This window comes from Pseudomonas entomophila, assembly GCF_013523125.1.
Lineage (GTDB): Bacteria > Pseudomonadota > Gammaproteobacteria > Pseudomonadales > Pseudomonadaceae > Aquipseudomonas > Aquipseudomonas entomophila_B.
The window spans coordinates 26,944-50,863 of the sequence record NZ_JAAMQJ010000022.1; the positions used below are offsets into that span (position 1 = coordinate 26,944).

Annotated in this window: 17 protein-coding genes; 9 read left to right on the forward strand and 8 right to left on the reverse strand. The window is 64.1% G+C overall.

All coding sequences use genetic code 11. The features are described from left to right. Nucleotides 1-151: 151 nt before the first annotated feature. Together typA and thiI are read right to left on the reverse strand one after the other, a co-directional pair. Complete coding sequence (typA, locus tag G7007_RS13035) at nt 152-1,972, reverse strand: translational GTPase TypA (protein ID WP_181102333.1); 1,821 nt, start codon at nt 1,970-1,972, stop codon at nt 152-154. 127 nt (nt 1,973-2,099) lie between these two features. Beyond that, nucleotides 2,100-3,554 carry a tRNA uracil 4-sulfurtransferase ThiI gene (gene thiI, locus G7007_RS13040; protein WP_181102335.1) on the reverse strand — a complete coding sequence of 485 codons (1,455 nt, stop codon included), beginning with the start codon at nt 3,552-3,554 and terminating at the stop codon, nt 2,100-2,102. A gap of 329 nt (nt 3,555-3,883) precedes the next feature. On the opposite strand from thiI, the gene glnA reads away from it, so the two are divergent. From glnA to ntrC, 4 genes are all read left to right on the forward strand, one after another. After that, nucleotides 3,884-5,290, forward strand: a complete 1,407-nt coding sequence (glnA, locus tag G7007_RS13045) for a glutamate--ammonia ligase (RefSeq protein ID WP_060395256.1) — start codon at nt 3,884-3,886, stop codon at nt 5,288-5,290. Nucleotides 5,291-5,435: 145 nt separating this feature from the next. Beyond that, nucleotides 5,436-5,981: a chorismate mutase gene (locus G7007_RS13050; protein ID WP_181102337.1), complete on the forward strand. Its 546-nt coding sequence runs from the start codon at nt 5,436-5,438 to the stop codon at nt 5,979-5,981. A gap of 252 nt (nt 5,982-6,233) precedes the next feature. Continuing rightward, nucleotides 6,234-7,319: a nitrogen regulation protein NR(II) gene (glnL, locus tag G7007_RS13055; RefSeq protein WP_181102339.1), complete on the forward strand. Its 1,086-nt coding sequence runs from the start codon at nt 6,234-6,236 to the stop codon at nt 7,317-7,319. Next, complete coding sequence (ntrC, locus tag G7007_RS13060; protein WP_181102341.1) at nt 7,316-8,746, forward strand: nitrogen regulation protein NR(I); 1,431 nt, start codon at nt 7,316-7,318, stop codon at nt 8,744-8,746. Before glnL ends, ntrC begins: the two co-directional genes overlap by 4 nt. Before the next feature lie 210 nt (nt 8,747-8,956). Here the strand turns inward: ntrC and G7007_RS13065 are convergent, their stop codons facing one another. Continuing rightward, nucleotides 8,957-9,394 (reverse strand): hypothetical protein, encoded by a 438-nt coding sequence (locus tag G7007_RS13065; protein WP_181102343.1) that lies wholly within the window; start codon nt 9,392-9,394, stop codon nt 8,957-8,959. On the opposite strand from G7007_RS13065, the gene trmL reads away from it, so the two are divergent. After that, nucleotides 9,393-9,848, forward strand: a complete 456-nt coding sequence (gene trmL / locus G7007_RS13070; RefSeq protein ID WP_181102345.1) for a tRNA (uridine(34)/cytosine(34)/5-carboxymethylaminomethyluridine(34)-2'-O)-methyltransferase TrmL — start codon at nt 9,393-9,395, stop codon at nt 9,846-9,848. The genes G7007_RS13065 and trmL overlap by 2 nt on opposite strands. Nucleotides 9,849-10,177: 329 nt before the next feature. Here trmL and secB read toward each other — a convergent pair whose 3' ends face one another. Genes secB through G7007_RS13085 form a run of 3 tightly spaced genes read right to left on the reverse strand, consistent with a single transcriptional unit; the run spans nt 10,178 to nt 11,370 of the window. Then, a complete protein-coding gene (gene secB / locus G7007_RS13075; protein WP_060395261.1) occupies nt 10,178-10,660 on the reverse strand; it encodes a protein-export chaperone SecB in 483 nt (160 codons plus the stop codon). A 40-nt stretch (nt 10,661-10,700) separates the two neighbouring features. Then, nucleotides 10,701-10,955, reverse strand: coding sequence for a glutaredoxin 3 (grxC, locus tag G7007_RS13080; RefSeq protein WP_181102346.1), 255 nt, complete (start codon nt 10,953-10,955; stop codon nt 10,701-10,703). A 1-nt stretch (nt 10,956) separates the two neighbouring features. After that, the gene (locus G7007_RS13085) at nt 10,957-11,370 is read right to left on the reverse strand and encodes a rhodanese-like domain-containing protein (RefSeq protein ID WP_181102348.1); all 414 of its coding nucleotides are present in this window, start codon (nt 11,368-11,370) and stop codon (nt 10,957-10,959) included. A 207-nt stretch (nt 11,371-11,577) separates the two neighbouring features. On the opposite strand from G7007_RS13085, the gene gpmI reads away from it, so the two are divergent. The 4 genes from gpmI to G7007_RS13105 all read left to right on the forward strand — a co-directional run bounded on the left by gpmI (nt 11,578) and on the right by G7007_RS13105 (nt 16,747). Then, nucleotides 11,578-13,113, forward strand: coding sequence for a 2,3-bisphosphoglycerate-independent phosphoglycerate mutase (gpmI, locus tag G7007_RS13090; RefSeq protein ID WP_181102350.1), 1,536 nt, complete (start codon nt 11,578-11,580; stop codon nt 13,111-13,113). A 150-nt stretch (nt 13,114-13,263) separates the two neighbouring features. Beyond that, nucleotides 13,264-14,571: a murein hydrolase activator EnvC family protein gene (locus tag G7007_RS13095; protein WP_181102352.1), complete on the forward strand. Its 1,308-nt coding sequence runs from the start codon at nt 13,264-13,266 to the stop codon at nt 14,569-14,571. 89 nt (nt 14,572-14,660) lie between these two features. Continuing rightward, nucleotides 14,661-15,974, forward strand: coding sequence for a S41 family peptidase (locus G7007_RS13100; protein ID WP_181102354.1), 1,314 nt, complete (start codon nt 14,661-14,663; stop codon nt 15,972-15,974). Nucleotides 15,975-15,982: 8 nt separating this feature from the next. Beyond that, complete coding sequence (locus G7007_RS13105; protein WP_181102356.1) at nt 15,983-16,747, forward strand: divergent polysaccharide deacetylase family protein; 765 nt, start codon at nt 15,983-15,985, stop codon at nt 16,745-16,747. Between the two features lie 16 nt (nt 16,748-16,763). On the opposite strand, the gene G7007_RS13110 is transcribed toward G7007_RS13105, so the two are convergent. Next, complete coding sequence (locus tag G7007_RS13110) at nt 16,764-21,416, reverse strand: DUF6543 domain-containing protein (RefSeq protein WP_181102358.1); 4,653 nt, start codon at nt 21,414-21,416, stop codon at nt 16,764-16,766. Between the two features lie 144 nt (nt 21,417-21,560). Further along, the gene (gene betT / locus G7007_RS13115) at nt 21,561-23,564 is read right to left on the reverse strand and encodes a choline BCCT transporter BetT (protein WP_181102360.1); all 2,004 of its coding nucleotides are present in this window, start codon (nt 23,562-23,564) and stop codon (nt 21,561-21,563) included. Between the last annotated feature and the right edge of the window lie 356 nt (nt 23,565-23,920).

Below are 23,920 nucleotides of genomic sequence, written 5' to 3' on the forward strand. Positions count from 1 at the left end.
CAAGTGGCAAGTGGCAAGTGGCAAACAAGAGCATCGCCTTCCTGCCAATTCCTGCCTGCTTTTGCTTGAAGCTTGAAGCTTGAAGCTTGAAGCCAAAAAAAAACGCCCCCAGCCTTTCGACCGGGGGCGTTTCAGTTCAGCCTGAGCTCACTCAGTTCTTGGCTTTCTTGGCAGCGCGGGTACGCTCGCCTTCGTCCAGGATCTTCTTGCGCAGACGGATCGACTTCGGCGTGACTTCACACAGTTCGTCTTCCTGGATGTACTCCAGCGCCTGCTCCAGGGTGAAGCGAACCGGCGGAACCAGGGCGATGACTTCGTCTTTACCCGAAGCACGCATGTTGTCGAGCTTCTTGCCCTTGGTCGGGTTGACGCCCAGGTCGTTGTCGCGGCTGTTCTGACCGATGATCTGGCCGCCGTAGATTTCCTGGCCGTGCTCGACGAACAGCTTGCCGCGCGCTTGCAGGGTTTCCAGCGAGTAGGTCAGGGCCTTGCCGGTCTCGACCGAGACCAGAACGCCGTTGAGGCGACCGGACATGTGGCCGGACTTCACGTTGTCGTAGCGATCGAAGATCGAGGTCAGGATGCCTGCACCGTTGGTCAGGGTCAGGAACTGGTTACGGAAACCGATCAGACCACGTGCCGGGATGTTGTATTCCAGGCGCACACGGCCCTTGCCATCCGGGACCATGTTGGTCAGGTCGCCTTTACGCAGACCCATCTCTTCCATGACCTTGCCCTGGGATTCCTCAGGGATGTCGATGGTGACGTTTTCGAACGGCTCCTGTTTGACGCCGTCGACTTCACGAATGATCACTTCCGGACGGCCCAGGGCCAGCTCGAAGCCTTCGCGACGCATGGTTTCGATCAGGACCGACAGGTGCAGCTCGCCGCGGCCCGAGACCTTGAACTTGTCTGGGGAATCGGTCTCTTCGACGCGCAGGGCAACGTTGTAGAGCAGTTCCTTGTCCAGACGGTCCTTGATGTTGCGGCTGGTGACGAACTTGCCTTCCTTGCCGCAGAACGGCGAATCGTTGACCTGGAAGGTCATGGAAACGGTCGGCTCGTCGACGGTCAGCGGCTTCATCGCTTCGACGGCAGTCGGGTCGCACAGGGTGTCGGAGATGAACAGCTCGTCGAAACCGCTGATGCAGACGATGTCGCCGGCCTGGGCTTCTTCGACGTCCACACGGTGCAGACCGTGGTGGCCCATCAGCTTGAGGATACGGCCGTTACGCTTCTTGCCGTCGGCATCGATGGCAACGACCGGGGTGTTCGGCTTGATGCGACCACGGGCGATGCGGCCGACGCCGATGACACCGAGGAAGCTGTTGTAGTCCAGCGCGGAGATCTGCATCTGGAACGGGCCGTCACGGTCGACCGCTGGGGCAGGCACGTGATCGACGACCGCTTGGTACAGCGGGGTCATGTCTTCGGCCATGGCGGTGTGGTCCAGACCGGCGATGCCGTTCAGGGCCGAGGCGTAGACGACCTGGAAGTCCAGTTGCTCGTCGGTGGCGCCGAGGTTGTCGAACAGGTCGAAGATCTGGTCCAGCACCCAGTCAGGACGCGCGCCCGGACGGTCGACCTTGTTGATCACGACGATCGGCTTGAGGCCGGCTTCGAAGGCCTTCTTGGTCACGAAGCGGGTTTGCGGCATGGGGCCGTCTTGTGCGTCGACCAGCAGCAGCACGGAGTCGACCATCGACATCACACGCTCCACCTCGCCACCGAAGTCGGCGTGGCCGGGGGTGTCGACGATGTTGATGTGGTAGCCGTTCCAGTTGATGGCGGTGTTCTTCGCCAGGATGGTGATGCCGCGCTCTTTTTCCTGGTCGTTGGAGTCCATCACGCGCTCGTCGTTGAGCTCGCCGCGCTCCAGGGTACCGGACTGGCGCAGCAGCTTGTCGACGAGGGTGGTCTTGCCATGGTCGACGTGGGCGATGATGGCGATGTTACGCAGATTTTCGATCACAACTGTATCTCGATCAGAGGATTCGGTCGCCGCCCAGTGTAGGCGGCCAATAAGAACAAACAGTGCTCAGCAGGCCCGTTGGTCGGGAGGGCGATGGCGGATACTGCCGCCATACAGCCCCGGCGTCTTATGTCGGACGATAAACACGCACATTGGCATGTCCCTCACTGAGCAGGTGATGCGCATGCAGGCGGCTCATGACGCCTCTGTCGCAATAAAGCAGGTACTGCCGGTTGGCATCGAGCTGCTTGAACCGGTTGTTGATCGCGTAGAACGGCAGGGCCTGGACCTCGATGCCGTCGAGCACCAGCGGCGCGTCTTCCTGGGCATCGGGGTGGCGGATGTCGATGACGATCTGGCCGGGCAGGGCCTCGCCGACCTCCTCGACCGCCACGTCCTTGCCCAGTTCGTCGATGACGTTGTCGATCGAGATGAAGCGGGCACGTTCCAGGGCGCGTTCGAGCACCGCCATGTCGAACTCCTGCTCCTCGCGCACGACGCGGTGCGGCTTGGCGCAGGTGGTCGGGTTCACCGAGATCACGCCGCAGTACTCAGGCATGTGCTTGGCGAACTCGGCGGTACCGATCTGGTAGGCGGTGTCGATGATGTCTTGCTTGTGGCTGGCCAGCAGCGGGCGCAGCACCAGCTTGTCGGTGGCCTGGTCGATGATCGCGAGGTTCGGCAGGGTCTGGCTCGACACCTGGGAGATCGCCTCGCCGGTGACCAGCGCGTCGATCTGCAGCCGCTCGGCGATGGTGGCCGAGGCACGCAGCATCATGCGCTTGAGGGTCACGCCCATGTAGCTGTCGTCGACCTTGCCGAGGATCTCGCCGACCACTTCCTCGAACGGCACGCTGACGAACAGCACGCGCTGGCTGCTGCCGAACTTCTTCCACAGGTAGTGGGCGACTTCCATCACGCCCAGCTCGTGGGCGCGCCCACCCAGGTTGAAGAAGCAGAAGTGGGTCATCAGGCCGCGGCGCATCATCTGGTAGGCGGCGACCGTGGAGTCGAAGCCGCCGGACATCAGCACCAGGGTCTGCTCCAGCGCGCCCAGCGGGTAGCCGCCGATGCCGGGGTGACGGGTGTGCACGATGAACAGGCGCTGGTGACGAATCTCCAGGCGCACCTCCACCTCGGGGTGCTTGAGGTCGATGCCGGCGGCGCCGCACTGCTGGCGCAGCTGGCTGCCGACGTAGCGGTCGACGTCCATCGAGGTGAAGTCATGGTGACCGGCGCGCTTGCAGCGCACCGAGAAGCGTTTGCCGGCCAGCAGCGGGCCGAAATGCGCGCGGCACTTGTCGACGATGTCGTCGAAGTCGCCCAGCGGGTATTCCTCGACCTGCAGGAAATGCGCGATACCCGGCATGCAGCTCATGCGCTCGACCATCTCGCGCTGGAGCTTCTCGTCCTCGACCTGGGTGTTGACCTCGAGATTGTCCCAGACACCATCGACCGACAGCGCCGGATCCAGGTCCTTGAGCACGGTACGGATGTTCTTGCCGAGCTGACGGATGAAGCGCTTGCGCACCGGCCGGCTCTTGATGGTGATCTCTGGGAAGACTTTGACGATAAGTTTCATGAAAGCGGTGCGCGCATGCCTGCCGAAAATGAGGGGCGCGAATTATAGCGGAAATGCCTGAGGGTTTGAGCAACTTTTGTACAAACGGTTGCCATGCTCTAAATTGGTGCGTCAGCTTGAAAACCTGCCTCTAAAGGGTGCGCATAGGCGCGCACCCGAGGACGAGATGCCGCGCTCAGGCATGCAGGTGGCGCTGGCTGGCCATTTTCGGGCACTGGCATGCAATTTGCTCCCTTGTGAGGCAGGTAAGCTTGGCCGACTATGCGGGCCCAGCGACACCCTTTTCCAGGGCAGCGGCCTACCGCGTCCTAGACCATCCGGAGGACAACATGTCGAAGTCGGTTCAACTCATCAAAGATCATGACGTCAAGTGGATTGATCTGCGTTTCACGGACACCAAAGGCAAGCAGCAACACGTCACCATGCCAGCTCGCGATGCGCTGGAAGACGACTTCTTCGAAGCTGGCAAGATGTTCGACGGCTCCTCCATCGAGGGCTGGAAAGGCATCGAAGCCTCCGACATGATCCTCCTGCCGGATGACAGCACCGCCGTGCTGGACCCGTTCACCGAAGAGCCGACCCTGATCCTGGTCTGCGACGTGATCGAGCCGTCCACCATGCAGGGCTACGACCGCGACCCACGCGCCATCGCCCGTCGCGCCGAGGAATACCTCAAGTCCACCGGCATCGGCGACACCGTGTTCGTCGGTCCCGAGCCTGAGTTCTTCATCTTCGACGAAGTGAAGTTCAAGTCCGATATCTCCGGCTCGATGTTCAAGATCTACTCCGAGCAGGGTTCCTGGATGACCGACCAGGCCGTCGAAGGCGGCAACAAGGGTCACCGCCCAGGCGTGAAAGGGGGCTACTTCCCGCTGCCGCCGGTCGACCACGACCACGAAATCCGCACCGCCATGTGCAACGCCCTGGAAGAGATGGGCCAGGTCGTCGAAGTGCACCACCACGAAGTGGCGACCGCCGGTCAGAACGAAATCGGCGTGAAGTTCAACACGCTGGTGGCCAAGGCCGACGAAGTCCAGACCCTCAAGTACTGCGTGCACAACGTCGCCGACGCCTATGGCCGTACCGCGACCTTCATGCCCAAGCCCCTGTACGGCGACAACGGTTCGGGCATGCACGTGCACATGTCGATCTCCAAGGACGGCAAGAACACCTTCTCCGGTGAAGGCTATGCCGGCCTGTCCGACACCGCCCTGTACTTCATCGGCGGCATCATCAAGCACGGCAAGGCCCTGAACGGCTTCACCAACCCGGCCACCAACTCCTACAAGCGTCTGGTGCCTGGTTTCGAAGCGCCGGTCATGCTGGCCTACTCGGCGCGCAACCGTTCGGCCTCGATCCGTATCCCGTACGTGTCCAGCCCGAAAGCCCGTCGTATCGAAGCGCGCTTCCCGGACCCGGCAGCCAACCCGTACCTGTGCTTCGCCGCGCTGCTGATGGCCGGCCTGGACGGTATCCAGAACAAGATCCACCCAGGCGACGCCGCCGACAAGAACCTGTACGACCTGCCGCCCGAAGAGGCCAAGCAGATCCCGCAGGTCTGCGGCAGCCTGAAGGAAGCCCTGGAAGAGCTGGACAAGGGCCGCGCCTTCCTGACCAAGGGCGGCGTCTTCTCCGACGACTTCATCGATGCCTACATCGAGCTGAAGTCCGAGGAAGAGATCAAGGTGCGTACCTTCGTGCACCCACTGGAGTACGACCTGTACTACAGCCTGTGATGCATTGACGTCCTGACGTCGCGCATTCGAAACGGCCTCCCTTGGAGGCCGTTTTTCATTTTCCGATCGCTATTTGGGAAACGTCCGACTTGAGCGCCTGGGCACGATGAGCACACTCGATGCTTCGCCCCCTGGAGACCTGCCCATGCGCCCTACCCTGTTCCTGCCGCTGATCCTGACGGCCTTCGCCAGTTTCGCCTCTGCCGCGCCTGTCGAACCGAGACTGGCCCCCTTGCTGGACCTCATCGAGCGCAGGCTGGACATTGCCGAAGCCGTCGCCCTGCACAAGTGGGACCTTGGACAGCCCGTCCAGGACGACGAGCGCGAGCGGCAGATCATCGCCAACGTGCGTCGCGAAGCGCCGAAGCATGGGCTGGATCCGGATCGGGCAGAAGCGTTCTTCATCGACCAGATGAGCGCCGGGAAGCTGATCCAGCGGAGCCTGCTGGATCGCTGGAAGGCCAGCGGACAGGCGCCCGATACTCCGCGCCAGGACTTGCGCGCCGAGCTGCGGCCTCGGCTTGACGCCCTGCAGCACGAATTGCTGCGCAACCTCGCCCTCTTCGAGCAGGCCGGTGTGCCCACCTGTGGACCGTGGCTCTATCACGCGACAATCTCCCGCTCGAACGACCTGCTTCGACAGGCAGCGCTCGGCGTGGCCACCCTGCCACTTTGCGAGGAGGCTCGATAACGGCGACGCCCTGGTTTGGTGCGCTTTACCGGGAGACGAGGTCAAGCGCATCCTTTTACGGGTCATTTGTCGAGAAAGAAGCACGCGTCCTTGGCAAGGCTCGCCCGAATATAGGTCTTTTCCCCAGAGCGCCGCTTCTTTTCGGAGCCTTGGTTTGGTTCTTGCATTTTCAAAGGCACCTGCGAGTCCATCCATTCGCCCGCCTGCGATCCTTATCGAGGCACCTGCGCCAGAAGAGGTCGAAGACGCGCCATGACCATCAGTGATGCCCTGCACCGTCTGCTCCTGGACAACCTCACCACGGCCACCCTGCTGCTCGACAGCGCCCTGCGCCTGGAGTACATGAACCCGGCGGCCGAGATGCTGCTGGCCGTCAGCGGCCAGCGCAGCCACGGGCAGTTCATCAGCGAGCTGTTCACCGAGTCGACCGAGGCGCTCAACTCGCTGCGCCAGGCCGTCGAGCAGGCGCATCCGTTCACCAAGCGCGAGGCACAGCTGACCTCGCTCAATGGCCAGAGCCTGACCGTCGACTATGCCGTCACGCCCATCCTCAACCAGGGCCAGACGCTGCTGCTGCTGGAAGTGCACCCGCGTGATCGCCTGCTGCGCATCACCAAGGAAGAGGCCCAGCTGTCCAAGCAGGAAACCACCAAGATGCTGGTGCGCGGCCTGGCCCACGAGATCAAGAACCCGCTGGGTGGCATCCGTGGCGCGGCCCAATTGCTGGCCCGGCAGTTGTCCGGGGACGACCTGCGCGACTACACCAACGTGATCATCGAGGAGGCCGACCGCTTGCGCAACCTGGTCGACCGCATGCTGGGCTCGAACAAGCTGCCTTCCCTGGCCATGACCAACATCCACGAGGTGCTGGAGCGGGTCTGCAGCCTGGTGGAGGCTGAAAGCCAAGGCGTCATCACCCTGGTGCGCGACTACGACCCGAGCCTGCCGGACGTGCTGATCGACCGCGAACAGATGATCCAGGCGGTGCTGAACATCGTGCGCAATGCCATGCAGGCGATCGGTGCGCAGAACGAACTGCGCCTGGGCCGCATCACCTTGCGCAGCCGTGCCATGCGCCAGTTCACCATCGGCCACACCCGGCACCGCCTGGTGGCCCGTGTCGAGATCATCGACAACGGCCCCGGCATTCCCGCCGAACTGCAGGACACGCTCTTCTACCCCATGGTCAGCGGACGCCCGGACGGTACCGGGCTGGGCCTGGCCATCACCCAGAACATCATCAGCCAGCATCAGGGCCTGATCGAGTGCGACAGCCATCCTGGCCACACCACGTTCTCGATCTTCCTGCCCTTGGAACAAGGAGCCACCGTCTCATGAGCCGAAGTGAAACCGTCTGGATCGTCGACGACGACCGCTCGATCCGCTGGGTGCTGGAAAAAGCCCTGCAGCAGGAGGGCATGAACACCCAGAGTTTCGACAGCGCCGACGGGGTCATGGGTCGCCTGGCCCGCCAGCAGCCGGACGTGATCATTTCCGACATCCGCATGCCCGGCGCCAGCGGCCTGGACCTGCTGGCCCAGATCCGCGAGCAGCATCCGCGCCTGCCGGTGATCATCATGACCGCGCATTCCGATCTGGACAGCGCCGTGGCGTCCTATCAGGGGGGGGCCTTCGAGTACCTGCCCAAGCCGTTCGACATCGACGAGGCGGTGGCGCTGGTCAAGCGCGCCAATCAGCATGCGCAAGAGCAACAGGGCCTCAGCGCCCCAGCAGCCCTGGCCCGCACGCCCGAGATCATCGGCGAGGCGCCGGCGATGCAGGAGGTGTTCCGCGCCATCGGCCGATTGAGCCACTCCAACATCACCGTGCTGATCAACGGCGAATCCGGCACCGGCAAGGAATTGGTAGCCCATGCCCTGCACCGGCACAGCCCGCGTGCGGCCGCACCGTTCATCGCCCTGAACATGGCCGCCATCCCCAAGGACCTGATGGAGTCCGAGCTGTTCGGCCACGAGAAAGGTGCGTTCACCGGAGCCGCCAACCTGCGCCGTGGACGCTTCGAACAGGCCGACGGCGGCACGCTGTTCCTCGACGAGATCGGCGACATGCCGGCCGATACCCAGACGCGGTTGCTGCGGGTGCTGGCCGACGGCGAGTTCTACCGGGTAGGCGGACACATCCCGGTCAAGGTGGACGTGCGCATCATCGCCGCGACCCACCAGAACCTGGAAACCTTGGTGCAGGCGGGCAAATTCCGTGAAGACCTCTTCCACCGGCTGAACGTGATCCGTATCCATATCCCGCGCCTGGCCGACCGCCGCGAGGACATCCCGACCCTGGCCCGGCACTTCCTGGGCCGGGCTGCACAGGAGTTGGCGGTCGAGCCGAAGCTGCTCAAGCCGGAAACCGAGGCATTCATGCGCAACCTGCCCTGGCCGGGCAACGTTCGGCAACTGGAGAACACCTGCCGCTGGATCACTGTGATGGCGTCGAGCCGCGAGGTGCTGATCGGCGACCTGCCGCCCGAACTGTTGAATCTGCCGCAGGACGCGGTGCCGGTCTCCAACTGGGAGCAGGCCTTGCGCCAGTGGGCCGACCAGGCCCTGGCACGGGGCCAGACCAACCTGCTGGACAGCGCCGTGCCGAGCTTCGAGCGGATCATGATCGAGACTGCGCTCAAGCACACGGCCGGACGTCGACGCGATGCCGCCCTGCTGCTGGGCTGGGGCCGCAACACGCTGACGCGCAAGATCAAGGAGCTGGAAATGAACGTCGGCGGTTCGGACGAGGATGACGGCGAGTAACCACGGCCAGGACACGGTGGGCAAAGCGCGTCGTGCACCGTGCTTGTGCCCTTCGCACCGTCTCAAGGCATTTCAGGGGCTGTTTTTTCCAGAAGACGGTCAGATCCAGCGGTTTTACGGGGGTTTCTGAAATTGGCACGGCATCTGCAATAGTCCAGGTACTTCCAGTTTTGGGGACCTTGGTACAGGCAGGCCGAGACATCCCCTCTTTTATTCCCGCAGTGTCACCCGTACCCGCCAGCGCCCCGCCTCCTCTGCGCCGTGCCAGTCACCGCGCAGGGGGCGAGCGGCCACCAGGATCAGGAACAACCCCTCCTTGCGTGCCCGCAGTTGCCAGGCCACCGGCTTGCCCTGCCAGTGCACCTGGCCACGCGCCGGCGCGCCCGTGGCTTCGAAGAGCACGGCCACGGTGCCGTCGACTAGCTCGCCATGCAGCTTCGGCGCTTCGTCGAACCACAGGTCCAGGCCACCCTCAAGCACCTGGACCTGCTCCAGCACAGGCGTCTGGGGTGCAGTCAAGCGACCGATCATCAGGCCGACCAGCACCCCGAACAACGCCAAGGACAGCAGCATGCGCTTCCACGCCTTATAGCGCGGATCCGGTTCGGAGGTAGAATGCTCGCCATCTTCGTGCTTGGAGCCGTGCATGTTTCACGTGATCCTTTTTCAACCTGAAATTCCGCCGAATACCGGCAACATCATTCGCCTGTGCGCCAACAGTGGCTGTGCGCTGCACCTGATCGAACCGATCGGCTTCGAGCTGGACGACAAGCGTCTGCGCCGCGCCGGGCTGGACTACCACGAGTATGCCACGCTCAAGCGTCACGAGAGCCTGGCGCAGTGCCTGGAAAGCCTGGGCCAACCGCGGGTGTTCGCCTTCACGACCAAGGCGTCGCATCCCTATCACGAGGTGGCCTATGGGCCGGGGGACGCCTTCCTGTTCGGGCCAGAAAGCCGTGGTCTGCCGGCCGACGTGCTCGACAGCCTGCCCGCCGAACAACGGGTGCGACTGCCGATGCAGCCTGGGTGCAGGAGTCTGAACCTGTCCAACACGGTGGCGGTGGCGGTCTATGAGGCATGGCGGCAACAGGGTTTCAGGTAGACGCAGCGGGGCTCGATGGCGCCGTGGCAACGGGCGTTCGAAGCGGTGACGTCACGGGCCCTATCGCTGGCAAGCCAGCTCCCACAAGGGCGCGCGGGGTCGCCAAGATGCGGAGTCGTTCATGCAGTTTGCTGAAGTGCGGGGTCGTTCATGCCGACCTGTGGGGGGCTTGCCCGCGATAGCGGTAGCCGCTTTGCCGCATGCCTTGACCCTGGCGTATCACTGGCAAACCAGCGCCTGCCAAGGCCTGTTGCAGGCCAGGTGGATGCATGCGAGAACGATGGCAGGGTGTCGGCCCAAGGCGTTGCCAGCGGGCCGACGGTCTTGGCTTACTGCTGCGTCGGCGCCTCGCCGGCTTCCTGCATGCGCTGCATTTCCTGCGCGTACAGGGCGTCGAAGTTGACCGGCGACAGCATCAGGGCCGGGAACGAACCACGGGTCACCAGGCTGTCGAGGGTTTCGCGCGCGTAGGGGAACAGGATGTTCGGGCAGAACGCGCCCAGGGTGTGGCTCATCGAGGACGCATCGAGGTTCTTGATCAGGAAGATGCCGGCCTGCTGAACTTCGGCGATGAACGCGACTTCTTCACCGTTCTTGACGGTGACCGACAGGGTCAGCACCACTTCATGGAAGTCGCCTTCCAACGCCTTCTGCTTGGTGTTCAGGTCCAGCGCGACGCTCGGCTCCCACTGCTGGCGGAAGATCGCCGGGCTTTTCGGGGCTTCGAACGACAGGTCGCGCACATAGATGCGCTGCATGGAGAATTGCGGGGAAGTGTCTTCCGCCGCGCCGGTGGTCTGTTGGTCAGTCATGGCAGATCCTTATCCTGAAAGAGGTGGAACAGTGGAGGCATCACGCCTCGAGCAGCGCGTCGAGCCGACCGGCGCGCTCGAGGGCGTGGAGTTCGTCGCAACCGCCGACGTGGGTGTCACCGATCCAGATCTGGGGCACCGACGTGCGGCCGGCCTTCTGGCTCATTTCGGCACGCAGCTGTGGCTTGCCGTCGACCCTGATCTCCTCGAAGTCGACGCCTTTGTGCGTGAGCAGCTGCTTGGCGCGGATGCAGTAGGGGCAGTAATCGCTGGAGTAGATGAGGACGGGCTTCATATCACTTCACCAAAGGCAGGTTGTCGGCTTTCCAGCTGGACACGCCGCCACTGAGCTTGGCGGCGGTGAAGCCGGACTTGAGCAGTTCGCGGCAGTGCGTACCGGCGTGCTGGCCCATGCTGTCGACCAGGATCAGCGTCTTGGCCTTGTGCTTTTCCAGCTCGCCCACGCGGCCGAGGAGCTTGTCCTGGGGGATGTTCAGGGCACCGACGATGTGGCCTGCGGCGTATTCCTTGGCCGGCCGGATGTCGATGACCACGGCCTTGTCGGCATTGACCAGCGCGGTCAGCTGACCGTTGCTCAGGCTCTGACCGCCGCGACGCATTTCGTTGACCAGCAGCAGGACCAGCAGAACGACGAAGATCGCCACCAAGAGCAGGTGATTGGTAGCGAATTGAATCAGGTTGGCAACCATCGAAGGGTGTTCCAGGCGAGTGAAAATGCCGGCCAGTATACACATCGCTCCTGACCCACCAAAGCCCGATGGGCGCCTGGAAAGATCTTGTCATGCTCTGGCGGATCGACCTGATCGGCGGCTCACGGGACGAATGTTCGTCAGCCCTGGTGAATTTGCCCTAAAATGCGTGTCCTTATCCTCTTTGACAATTGTGAGTGGGATCCGATGACGAGTACGCCCAAACCCTTGGTCCTGATCATCCTGGATGGCTTCGGGCACAGCGAGAGCCCCGAGTACAACGCCATCCATGCCGCGAACACGCCGGTCTACGATCGCCTGCGTGCCACCCTGCCCCATGGGCTGATCTCGGGCTCCGGGATGGACGTCGGCCTGCCGGACGGGCAGATGGGCAACTCCGAAGTCGGACACATGAACCTGGGCGCCGGGCGCGTCGTGTACCAGGACTTCACCCGCGTCACCAAGGCGATCCGCGACGGCGAATTCTTCGAGAACCCGGTGCTGACCGGCGCCGTCGACAAGGCCGTCAGCGCCGGCAAGGCGGTCCATGTGCTTGGTCTGTTGTCGGACGGCGGCGTCCACAGCCACCAGGACCACCTGGTCGCCATGGTCGAGCTGGCCGCCCAGCGCGGCGCCGAGACGATCTACCTGCATGCCTTCCTCGACGGTCGCGACACCGCGCCACGCAGCGCGCAGGCGTCCATCGAGCTGATGGACGCCACCTTCACCCGCCTGGGCAAGGGCCGCATCGCCAGCCTGATCGGTCGCTACTTCGCGATGGACCGCGACAACCGCTGGGACCGCGTCAGCGCGGCCTACAACCTGATCGTCGACAGCGCCGCCGACTACAGCGCCGACACCGCGCTGGCCGGCCTGCAAGCGGCCTACGCACGGGACGAGAGCGACGAGTTCGTCAAGGCCACCCGGATCGGCGAAGCGGTCACGGTCGAGGATGGCGACGCGGTGATCTTCATGAACTTCCGCGCCGACCGCGCCCGTGAGCTGTCGCGCGCCTTCGTCGAGCCGGATTTCAACGAATTCCCACGGGCACGCCTGCCCAGGCTCGCGGTCTACATCGGCCTGACCCAGTACTCGGCCAAGATCGCGGCACCGGCCGCCTTCGCACCGGCCAGCCTGGACAACGTCCTGGGCGAGTACCTGGCCAAGCACGGCAAGACCCAACTGCGCATCGCCGAGACCGAAAAGTACGCCCACGTGACCTTCTTCTTCTCCGGAGGCCGCGAGGAACCGTTCGAAGGCGAAGAGCGCATCCTGATCCCGTCGCCGAAGGTCGCCACCTATGACCTGCAACCGGAAATGAATGCCCCGCAAGTCACCGACCGTATCGTCGAAGCCATCGAGCAGCAGCGCTTCGACGTGATCATCGTCAACTACGCCAACGGCGACATGGTCGGGCATACCGGCGTGTTCGCGGCGGCGGTCAAGGCGGTCGAGGCGCTCGACACCTGCGTGGGGCGCATCGTCGAGGCACTGGACAAGGTCGGCGGCGAAGCGCTGGTGACTGCCGACCATGGCAACGTCGAACAGATGGAAGACGAAAGTACGGGCCAGGCGCATACCGCGCACACCACCGAGCCGGTGCCGTTCATCTACGTCGGCAAGCGCCCCCTCAAGGTGCGCGAGGGCGGCGTCCTGGCAGACGTGGCGCCGACCATGCTCAAGCTGCTTGGCCTGGAACAGCCGGCCGAGATGACCGGCACGTCGATCCTGATCGACGCTTGAAGCGCGGCTTTCGCCTGCCAGCAGAGGCGGCCTGGGCCGCCGATGCCGGTGGGTGACGGCATTCCCCGTGTCATGACGCCCGGCAAGCATTTTTTTTGTGCGCCATGGCGGGCATACTAGGTCGATCTCCATCCCCGGTAAGCTCACCCCATGCGTCGCGCCCTCATCCCCTTAGCCCTGACCTGCCTGCTGAGCCCGGCCTTCGCCGACGAACGCGCGCAGACCCAGCAGCAGCTGGACGCCACACGCCAGGATATCGTCGAGTTGCAGAAGGTCCTGCGTAAGCTGGAAGCAGAAAAGTCCGGGGTGCAGAAAGACCTCAAGGCCACCGAAACCGACATCGGCACGCTGGAAAAGCAGGTGGAGGCCCTGCAGGAGTCGCTAAAAAAGACCGAGGGCGAACTGGAGCGCCTTGACCTCGAGAAAAAAAAACTCCAGTCCGCCCGCCTCGAACAGCAACGCCTGATCGCCATCCAGGCGCGCTCGGCCTATCAGAACGGCCGTGAGGAATACCTCAAGCTGCTGCTCAACCAGCAGAACCCCGAGCGCTTCGCCCGCACGCTGACCTACTACGATTACCTGAGCAAGGCCCGCCTGGCGCAGCTGCATGCCTTCAACCAGACGTTGAAGCAACTGGCCGGCGTCGAACAGGACATCGCCCGGCAACAGGCGCAACTGCTGGCCGAACGCGGCAACCTCGACAGTCGACGCCAGGAGCTCGAAGCCGTGCGCAGCGAGCGGCGCCAGGTGCTGGCCAAGCTCAACGCCGACATGAAGGACCGCGACCAGAAGCTTCAGGCGCGCCAGCAGGATCAGGCCGAGCTGGGCAAGGTGCTCAAGACCATCGAAGAAACCCTGGCGCGCCAGGCCCGCGAAGCCGAAGAGGCGCGCCAGCGTGCCTTGCTCGCCCAACAAGAGGCCGAACGCCGTCAGCGCGAAGCACAGGCCCGCGCCCAGGCCCAGGCCCAACGCGACACCCCGGACACGGCACCGACGCCTGCTACGCCGCGTCCGCCCAGCGGTCCTGTGGTGAGCAGTGGCGGCGCCAGTTACGGCGGGGCTTTTTCTGCCGCCCGTGGAAAACTTCCATGGCCCGTCGATGGTCGACTGCTGGCACGTTTCGGCGATGCACGCGGCGGCGACGTCCGGGCCAAGTGGGACGGCGTGATGATCGGCGCCCCGGTCGGCACGCGAGTCCGCGCCGTGCATGGAGGCCGGGTGGTGTTCGCCGAATGGTTGCGTGGCGCGGGGCTGTTGGTCATTCTCGACCACGGCAACGGCTACCTGAGCCTGTATGGTCACAACCAGAGCCTGCTCAAGAGCGCCGGTGACATCGTCAAGGCAGGTGAAGCCATTTCCACCGTCGGCGACAGCGGTGGGCAGGAAAGCGCGGGCTTGTACTTCGCGATCCGTCAGCAAGGCCGTCCAACGGACCCGACCCAGTGGTGTCGAGGCTAACGGCGGTTCGTTCATCGTGCGGCGCAATGTCGGTTGACGGCGCCGATGCTCCCCAGGGGGGCGCTACCAGGATCAGGAGTTCGTTCGACATGCTGCATTCGCCTCGCCTTTCCCAGTTGGCCCTGACCGTCGCCTTGGCTGTCGGCGCGCCTGCGTTGCTGGCCGCCGAGCCTGCGGCTCGCGTTGCCGCGCCGACCACCGAAGCCACGCCCCAGGGGCCCCTGCCGCTGGACGAGCTGCGGACGTTCGCCGAGGTAATGGACCGGATCAAGGCAGCCTACGTCGAGCCGGTGGATGACAAGACCCTGCTGGAAAACGCCATCAAGGGCATGCTCAGCAACCTCGATCCCCACTCGGCCTACCTCGGCCCGGAAGACTTCCAGGAGCTGCAGGAAAGCACCAGCGGCGAATTCGGAGGGCTGGGCATCGAAGTCGGGATGGAGGACAACTTCATCAAGGTCGTCTCGCCGATCGACGACACGCCCGCCTCGCGCGCCGGCATCCAGGCCGGGGACCTGATCGTCAAGATCAACGGCCAGCCCACGCGTGGTCAGTCCATGACCGAAGCGGTCGACAAGATGCGCGGCAAGATCGGCGACAAGATCACCCTGACCTTGATCCGCAACGGCAGCAACCCGTTCGACGTGACCTTGGCGCGCGCCGTGATCCAGGTCAAGAGCGTCAAGAGCCAGCTCATGGAGAGCGACTACGGCTACCTCCGCATCACGCAGTTCCAGGTCAAGACCGGCGAAGAGGTCGGCAAGGCCCTGGCCAAGCTGCGCAAGGACAATGGCAAGAAGCTGCGCGGCATCGTGCTGGACCTGCGCAACAACCCAGGTGGCGTCCTGCAATCGGCGGTCGAAGTGGCGGATCACTTCCTGACCAAGGGCTTGATCGTCTACACCAAGGGCCGGATCGCCAACTCCGAGCTGCGCTTCTCGGCCGACCCGGCCGACGCCAGCGAGCGCGTGCCGCTGGTGGTGCTGATCAACGGCGGCAGTGCCTCGGCCTCGGAGATCGTCGCCGGCGCCCTGCAGGATCACAAGCGCGCCGTGCTGATGGGCACCGACAGCTTCGGCAAGGGCTCGGTGCAGACCGTGCTGCCACTGAACAACGACCGCGCCCTGAAACTCACCACGGCCCTGTACTTCACGCCCAATGGGCGCTCGATCCAGGCCCAGGGCATCGTGCCGGACATCGAAGTGCGCCAGGCCAAGCTCACTGCCGAGGCTGACACCGAGAACTTCAAGGAAGCCGACCTGCAAGGCCATCTGGGCAATGGCAACGGTGGCGCCGATCGCCCATCGGGGGCCGCGCGCAAGGAACGTCCGCAAGACGACGACTTCCAGCTGAGCCAGGCCTTGAGCCTGCTCAAGGGCCTGAACATCACCAAGGGCGCCTGACTGCGCCCATGCGTATGCTCGTGTTCGTCCTGGGCTGGCTGCTGGTCGCCGCCGTCCAGGCAGCGCCGGACAAGGCGTACCTGACACTGATCATCGATGACCTCGGGCAGAACGTCGCGCGTGACGCCCGGGTGCTGGCGCTGCCGGGGCCGGTGACCCTGGCGATCATGCCGGACACCCCGCACGCCTCCGATTTCGCCCGCCAGGCTCATGCGGCCGGCAAGACCGTGATCCTGCACATGCCCATGGACCCGGCGACCGGACCCTATGCCTGGCACCCAGGGATGGCGACCGATGCGCTGTCCGAGCGCCTGGCACGGGCCCTGGAGAAGGTGCCCTACGCCGCCGGGCTCAACAACCACATGGGCAGTCGCATGACCTCGCAGCCCGAGCCGATGGCCCGGTTGATGGGCGAGCTGCAACGCCGTGGCCTGTTCTTCGTCGACAGCCGCACCAGCGCGGCCACGGTGGCGGCGGCCAAGGCACAGGCCGTCGACCTGGCACACGTCTCGCGCGATGTGTTCCTGGATGACGTACGCACGCCGGAGGCCATCGCGGCGCAGTTGCATCAAGGCATCGCACTGGCACGCCGACAAGGCTCCGCCGTGCTGATCGGGCACCCCTACCCCCAGACCCTCGAGGTGCTGGAACGAGAGCTGCCCTTGCTCGAGCGCCAGGGTGTGACGTGGATCGACCTTCATCAGATGATCGCGCAGCGCAGCAACCTGGCCATGCCGGCCCATGGCCGACAGGGTCTTTATCCAGGTCGCTGATGCAGAGGCGCCCGTGTCAATCGAAGGGTATCAGCCCTTCGACTTCGCTGGGCCGGAGATCGCCCCGGTAGACGGCCAGCAAGTCCTTGCCGGTGGCCGCCGCGCGCAACTGGGCTTCACGGCCCAGCTTGCGCTGAGACCAGAGCTTCAGGTGGCCTTTGCTGAACGCACGCCTGGGCGTGGTCGCCTCCGGATAATGGAAATGCGCCTCCCACAAACCACTGCCCTTTGCCTGAGCGGCGGCCGGTTTACGTCGGATCTCGTACACGTCCAGATAGTCATGCTCCGATAGCCGTTTACGGGGCCCGGCGCGCTCGATGCCCACGACGTCGTTTTCGAGCAGGAAGCGCAAGCTGCTGGCCGAGGGGTGACTGGTGGCCAGATAGAGACCGACCAATAGATCGCGGCGCGTGTCCTGCAAGCGTTCGATACCGTCGCTCAGTTCCGAATGCAGGGTCGCGTCCTGGTCGGTGCGGGGCAGCCTGGCCTGAATGTCCTGCAACTTGTCGACATGCAGGTCGACGATCGAGGACAACCCGTGCGGCTCATCCGACCTGACGTACTGGCGAGCCAGGCGGACGACCGACTCGACTTCACCGAGCAGCGCTCTACCGCGCTGGCGCAGGACGTCAGGCTCCTGAGCGGGTTCAGGCAGGTCGGACGTCGGCTCCGCACCCGGCTTTACCTCCTCCAGCCACTGCGACCCCTGGCGCCGGAACGTCTTGATGACATGATCGGTACGCGCGTCACGCTGCTGAACCACGGGCACACCGTCGATTTCGACTTCGGTCCCGACGACGCTACGCCCACGCTGGGTCTTGACCACCCGGCGCTTGCCGACTCGGCGGGCATAGACCACGGGCTGGCGAGTGCGTGGCATGGCAAGCTCTTTCTCGCGCACGGCTTGCGCCAGTTCACGCTCGGCCATGTCCTTGAGCCGGTCCAGCACGTCGCGGTAATGCTTGAGCGTGTCCAGGCGGACCACGGGGGTCGAGATACTGCTCAGGTAATCCGCCGAGGCGGCCGTTTCCTCATAAGCCTCCAGCGCACTGCTGAGCACGCTGATACGCTCCTCCACGCTCAGTTCACTGCTGGCCAGCTCGCCATGGGCAGCGCCGGCACTTTGCAGTGCCTCGCCCGCCAGATAGGCGTGGAATGCCTTCAGCGTCGATTCATCGCTTGCCGCCAGGCGATCGAGGCACAATTCTCCCAGGTCCAGCAGCAAACGCACTTCCAGGTCCACGGCATTGGCCTTGCGTAGCTCGATGACCTGGTTCAGGTAGGCGACCTTGTCCAGTTTGGCGCCGGTGTTGACGTCCTTGAAGCTGATGGATGCATCATTGAGCGTCTCTTCCAGTAGACGGTCGAACGCCGTGGAGGTGCTGACCATGGTCGATTCCCATTTCACGACCTTTTCCAACGTCGCGTGGAAGCGATTGTACTGTTCGATTTCGGCCTCGCCTTCGGGCAGGATCGCCACGGCATCGCCCAGTGCCTGCGCACTCGCCGTGTTGATGAGATCCACCAATTCGTTGTAGAGCAGCTTGTAGTCCCGGATCAACTCTTGGCGCACCGTCCTGCGGTGTAGGGTGATGGCCTCCTCCAGGGTGGCGTCGACATGCCTGAGGGCGAAGATCTCGCCCACCAACCGATCCATCTGCACGTCGAGGTCGATCAGCGTCTCCATGTCGTACACCAGGGTTTCCTGGATCCGCTGGTGCAGGTCCCTGAGCAACGCCAGTTCACGTGCCTGCAATGTGTCTGGATGCGCCACCGCTTCCAGTTCGTCGATGCGTCTGCCCTTCTCCAGCAACTGGTGCCGGTGCGCTTCGAACACCCTGGCCTGTGCATTGCGCTGCCCGGTCAAGGCGCTTTCCTGCTCTTTAAGCGCCGTCAGGCGAGCCCGATTCTGCTCCCGCCTGAGCTCGACCCGGCTCTTGGGCATGCCGCCGCGCAGCGCCAATGTCGAGTCGACGCGCCAGGCGTCGGCGGTCCGCTGCAGCCAGGGGCCTGTCTCCCCGTTGGCGTCGACGATGCGCACGCCTGCCTGAGACACCAGGACCTCGTACACATCACCTCTCATCGAGATGTAGCGTCGATCGCCAACCGTGTGCACACCCGCCTGCTCGGGTGCGTCGCGCAGATCGATGGACGAACGCATGCCCCTGAGCCGCACGCGCTGGACGTGTGTGAGGCCGTTGAAGCCTTGAGCGCCACGCCAAGAGAAATCCAGGTTCGTCTCGGGCCTGTCGGCTAGCGCTTGCGAAGCCTCGACACGTCCTGCCTGCACGAGGGGCTCGCTGCGTGGAACGCTGACCTCAGGCCTGGCCAGCGCACCGACCTTCAGCGATGCCACAGGCGGCAGAGGGGCGGGCATGTCAGGGGGAAGTCTCAGGTGGGCCACGGCCGTGCTCAGGTTGACGATCAGGTCGACCACGGCTGCCGAGCGCTGCGCGGCGGTGCCTTGTGTCAGCGCCGGCAGGTCTTGGCTCAGCGCTGCCACACCTTGCACCAGCCAGGCCACGGTCGCAGCCGGACCGCGCACCACCAGGCTGACCACGTCGAACAGCAGCCACGCCCCTTCGATCAGCGAGGCCCAGTGCTTCTCCGCATTGGACCATGACTGGCGGTCAGCCAGCATCACCAGCACATCGCGGTTGGCTTCGTAGAGCCGTGCATCCACCTCGTCTGTCCACAGCTGCTTGTGCAGCACGGCAGGCTTCACCGGCAACAGGAAACCAGCCTCGTCGAGGATCGGTGTCAGCCGGTGCGGCTCGAGGAATCCCCCTTCGTCGTAGACACGCCGCGCCTGGTCAGGAAGCCAGTCCAGTACGCTGGCCTGCAAGGCACCCTCGCGCGCGATCGCGGACACGAGTGCGTCGAACGTCTCGAAGACCATGAGCGAGGCATGCTTGTAGAACGGCCGGTACAGCAGCACTCGGGTGGGCTCGACGCAGAACAGCACATACATGCCACGCACCACATCGACGTCGTCCGTCTCGGCATCCGACTTGAACGCCAGTGGCATCAGCGCAGCCCTTGGCAGCTCAGGGTCGACCCAGCCACGGCAGTAGTCGGTCACGCACTGCAGGGCTACCGCATCGAGCGTTCCCTTCAGTTTGCCCTCCAAGGCACTGAACAGCAGCGCACTGCGCCATTCCCTGGCGAAGCACTCGATGCGTTCGGACCTGCCATCGGGCGCGTCCATGGTGCGTGCCACGTAGGCCGGGTAGACCCTGCCGATGTCCACTCGGCTGACCAGGGACTCGAGGTAGTCGAGCGTCAGCCATGGCATGATCAATTGACCTTCGCGGTGAGCGACCGCGCTCAACGTGGCGCCCCGGGCCTCTCCACGGTCACCGATGGCATACTCGGTCAGGGTCATTTCGAACGTGTCGACGTGGCTGTCGCCAGGCCCTGCGGCAGCACCGCCTGGCGTGCCACGCGCAAGGCTCAGGGTCAGGAGCAGGTCGTCCGGGAAATAGTTGGCCTCATCGGGGTAGTCCTCCAGCAACGCCTCGCGCAGTGCCTGTCGAGCGTATGCGTGCAGGCTCTGGAGCTGATCGCGGGACGTGCAGCCCCTTGATTCGGCCTGTGCCAGCGCCAGTTCGAACAACGCATCCTGGCACATGAACCCGTCCGCAGCCGTCACCGCTCGGAGACCCGGCGGCAGGGCCAGGGTGTGCGAGGGCTCGATCCGATAGCCCTCGATGAACAACGACGCTGGATCGGTCAGTTGTGAGAAGTGCGCCTCCAGGGCGCTGGGGTCGGTGCCTTGCCAGTAGGCGACGCTGCGCACCGCCTGCAACAGACTGTCGAGCATGAGGGCGGTCTGCTGGGCGAAGACATCGCCTTCCAGCTCGTAACGATGCCAGGTCAGCGTTTCGAACCGGTAGCGCTCGGCCAGCTCATCGCACAGTCGCTGGGCGAAGGCTTCGAACGAATCGAACGCCTGCACCGTGCTGGAAGGGGCGCACCACAGCAGCACCCGGCGGTCGTCGTACTCGCCGCTGATCAACAGGTTGGGCGCCATCACGCGCTGGGACGCTCCTTCGCTCTGGAGTTCGGCTTCGACGGCAAAGACCGCCGGACGCTTGGCACCACCCCGGAGTACAGCAAGCAGGCACTCCGTCTGTCGTGTATCCAGATCCTGCAAGGGCAGGTTCTTCAGCAGGGCCGACTTGAGCGTCAATTGCAACCAGAGGTCGCGACTGACCCCCAGGCGGCCTGGTGCAGCCCAATACTTCAGTTGGGCTTGGCAGAAGGTGTCGATGAGCGTCTGCACAACCTCATCGAGGGTGTTCACCTGCACGCTGACGGACGTCGCGTCGTCGAACGCCTGTCCCTGGGCACCGCGGAAAGGGTGCTCGGGGCTTGAAACCACTCGAAACTCACCGTCCTTCCCGCCCAAGTGCTCCAGTGACATCCCTTGCGACAACGCGTTGAGCAAGGTCTCTACCAACGACGCTCGGGATTCCTGGGACAGCGAGGGAATCAGCAATACGAGCGGCTCTGCATCCGGCAGGCCAGCCGCAGCCACCATGGGGTGCGCTTCGCTGAGCACGGCCAGTGCCTGCTGCGCGAGCAACTGACGCAAGGTGGGGCGCGCCGCGAATTCGGCGGCCACGGCGCTTCGGTAATCGGGTACGACATCCGTTGGGTAGGTCATGTGCAGGGCTCCGTCTATAGAAGCGCTACACGCTACGAAGCGACCCGAGGCGGCCGGCGGTACATAAGACAGTCTGCGCGCGGCGGCCGGTGCAGGCCCAGCACCGTGAAAAGCCCGCCCTGACGAGCGGGCTTTCAGGACGCGTCAGCTGTACACGCGTCCCAGCACCTGGCGGTGACTTTCGAACTGATCCAGCACATCGCGCACGATCTGCTCGCTGTTGAAGCCCATCAGGTCGTATTCCTGACTGCCATCGTGCAAGTAGACCTCGGCGCGGTAGAAGCGCTGGCGCACCTCCGGCTCCGCGTCGAACGGCACGTCGCCGACGGGGGCCTGGTAACCGTCCAGGCTCACCTCGTACACGAACGGGTTCCCCTCGTCCATCATCACCCGCAGCCCCATCAAGGCACGGGACTGACCCAACCGGCTTTCGACCGTGTAGCCAAGAGCACCCAGCTGCGCGGCGGCCTCTTTCAGCGCTGGGCTGACATGCTTGTCCATGAAACGCTGCACCACCGCCTGCGTCGGCTGCAAGTCCAGCTGCGTGAGCCGTTCGCTGAAGCCGCGACGGCCACGGGCTGCCAGCTCGGCACGCTCCTGCTCGATCTGCACGTCCTGCTTCATGGCCTTGTACAGACCGAACATGAACAGCACCAGGACCACCGAGAACGGCAGGCCGGCCAGGACCACCATAGTCTGCATCGCCTCGAAGTTGCCGGCGAACAGCAGGCCGATGGTGACCAGGGTGATGACCGCCGACCAGAAGATCCGCAGCCAGTTGGGCGCGTCCTCGTCGACATGACCGCCCTTGCAGGACAGGTTGGCCATCATCACCGCGCCGGAGTCGGCCGGGGTGAGGAACAGCACGAAGCCGACGAACACCGCCACGCCCACGACGATGCGCGCGGCCGGGAAGTATTCCAGCAGGTGGTAGATCGACATCGACGGCTGCTCGACCGCCGTCTTGCCCAGCTCAACGGCCCCCTGGTTGATCACCAAATCCAGCGCGGTGTTGCCGAAGATCGACAGCCAGGCCAGGGTGAAGCCCAGCGGGATCAGCAACACGCCCGCGACCAGTTCGCGCACGGTACGGCCTTTGGAGATCCGCGCGATGAACATGCCCACGAACGGGCCCCAGGAGATCCACCAAGCCCAGTAGAACACGGTCCACAGGCCCAGCCAGCGCTCGGACTGGGCGCCGTCGGGCTGGTAGGCATAGAGATCGAAGGTCTTGAGTACGAAACCATTGAGGTAGTCGCCGATGTTCTGCACGAAGCCGTTGAGCAGGTGCAGGGTCTGGCCGCTCATCAGCACGAACAGCAGCAGGCCACTGAACAGCACGATGTTCAGGTTGGACAGGCGGCGGATGCCGTTTTCCACGCCGGAGACCGCGGCGATGGTCGCCACGCCGCTCATGACCAGGATGACCACCAGCAGGTTGGTCTTGCTGTGGTCCATGCCGAACAGGTACTCCAGCCCCGAAGCCACCTGCATCGAGCCGATGCCCAGGTTGGTCACCAGGCCCAGCAAGGTCACGAACATGCCGAAGATGTCCACGGCATGCCCTGCCCCGCCCTTGACCCAGCGTTCACCGAACAGCGGGAACAAGGCCGAGCGCAAGGCCAGGGGCTGGTTGTGACGATAGGCGAAGTAGCCTACGGCCAGACCGACCAGGGCATAGATGGCCCAGCCGTGCAGCCCCCAGTGCAGGAACGTCAGTTGCAGCCCTTGACGTGCGGCCTCCAGGCTTCCCGGCGTGCCCTCCGGCGGGTTCAGGTAATGGTCCAGCGGCTCGGAGGCGCCGAAGTACAGCAGCGAGATACCGATGCCTGACGAAAACAGCATGCCGGCCCAGGCGCCATAGCTGAAGTCCGGGTGGTCGTCCTTGCCACCGAGCTTGAGCTTGCCAAAGTCGGAAAACGCCAGGGCGACGACGAACATCAGGTAACCGCAGATCACCAGCATGTAGTACCAGCCGAACGAGCGGGTCAGCCAGGACTGGGCCACGCCCAGCAGGCGGCCTGCGGTGTCAGGTACGGCAATCAACAGCACGGTCAGTGACAGGATCAGCAGCGCGGAGGTGTAGAACACCACGCTGTTTACCCGTACCCGCTCGGCGGGGGGTTTGGTAAGGGAGGCAGAACTCATGGCACGAAAGCTCCGGGCAGGCGCAAGGGAAGGCTAACAGTCAGGGTCGAGCCATAGGTGCAATAGCCCCACAGCTTCACGTGTTATAAACAGGATCCGAAAATCGAGTGTCTGCGCTGTATCGCGTGATGCCTTGACCCTTCCCGGTACGCTCGGAACGTTTGTCGTGCGGTCGATGACCGTCTGGACGCGCTGTTCCGCTTGCTGCTCGGGCCTGTCAACGCCACGTATCACAAGGCTTGCACGATTTTCATCGCACTCATCTGGGCCGTCTTGGACGTCATTGACATCTGTCAATGGCACAAATTGTCGCAGAGCTTATTCTTTATTGATTGAACGTTCAATCAAAACAAAAT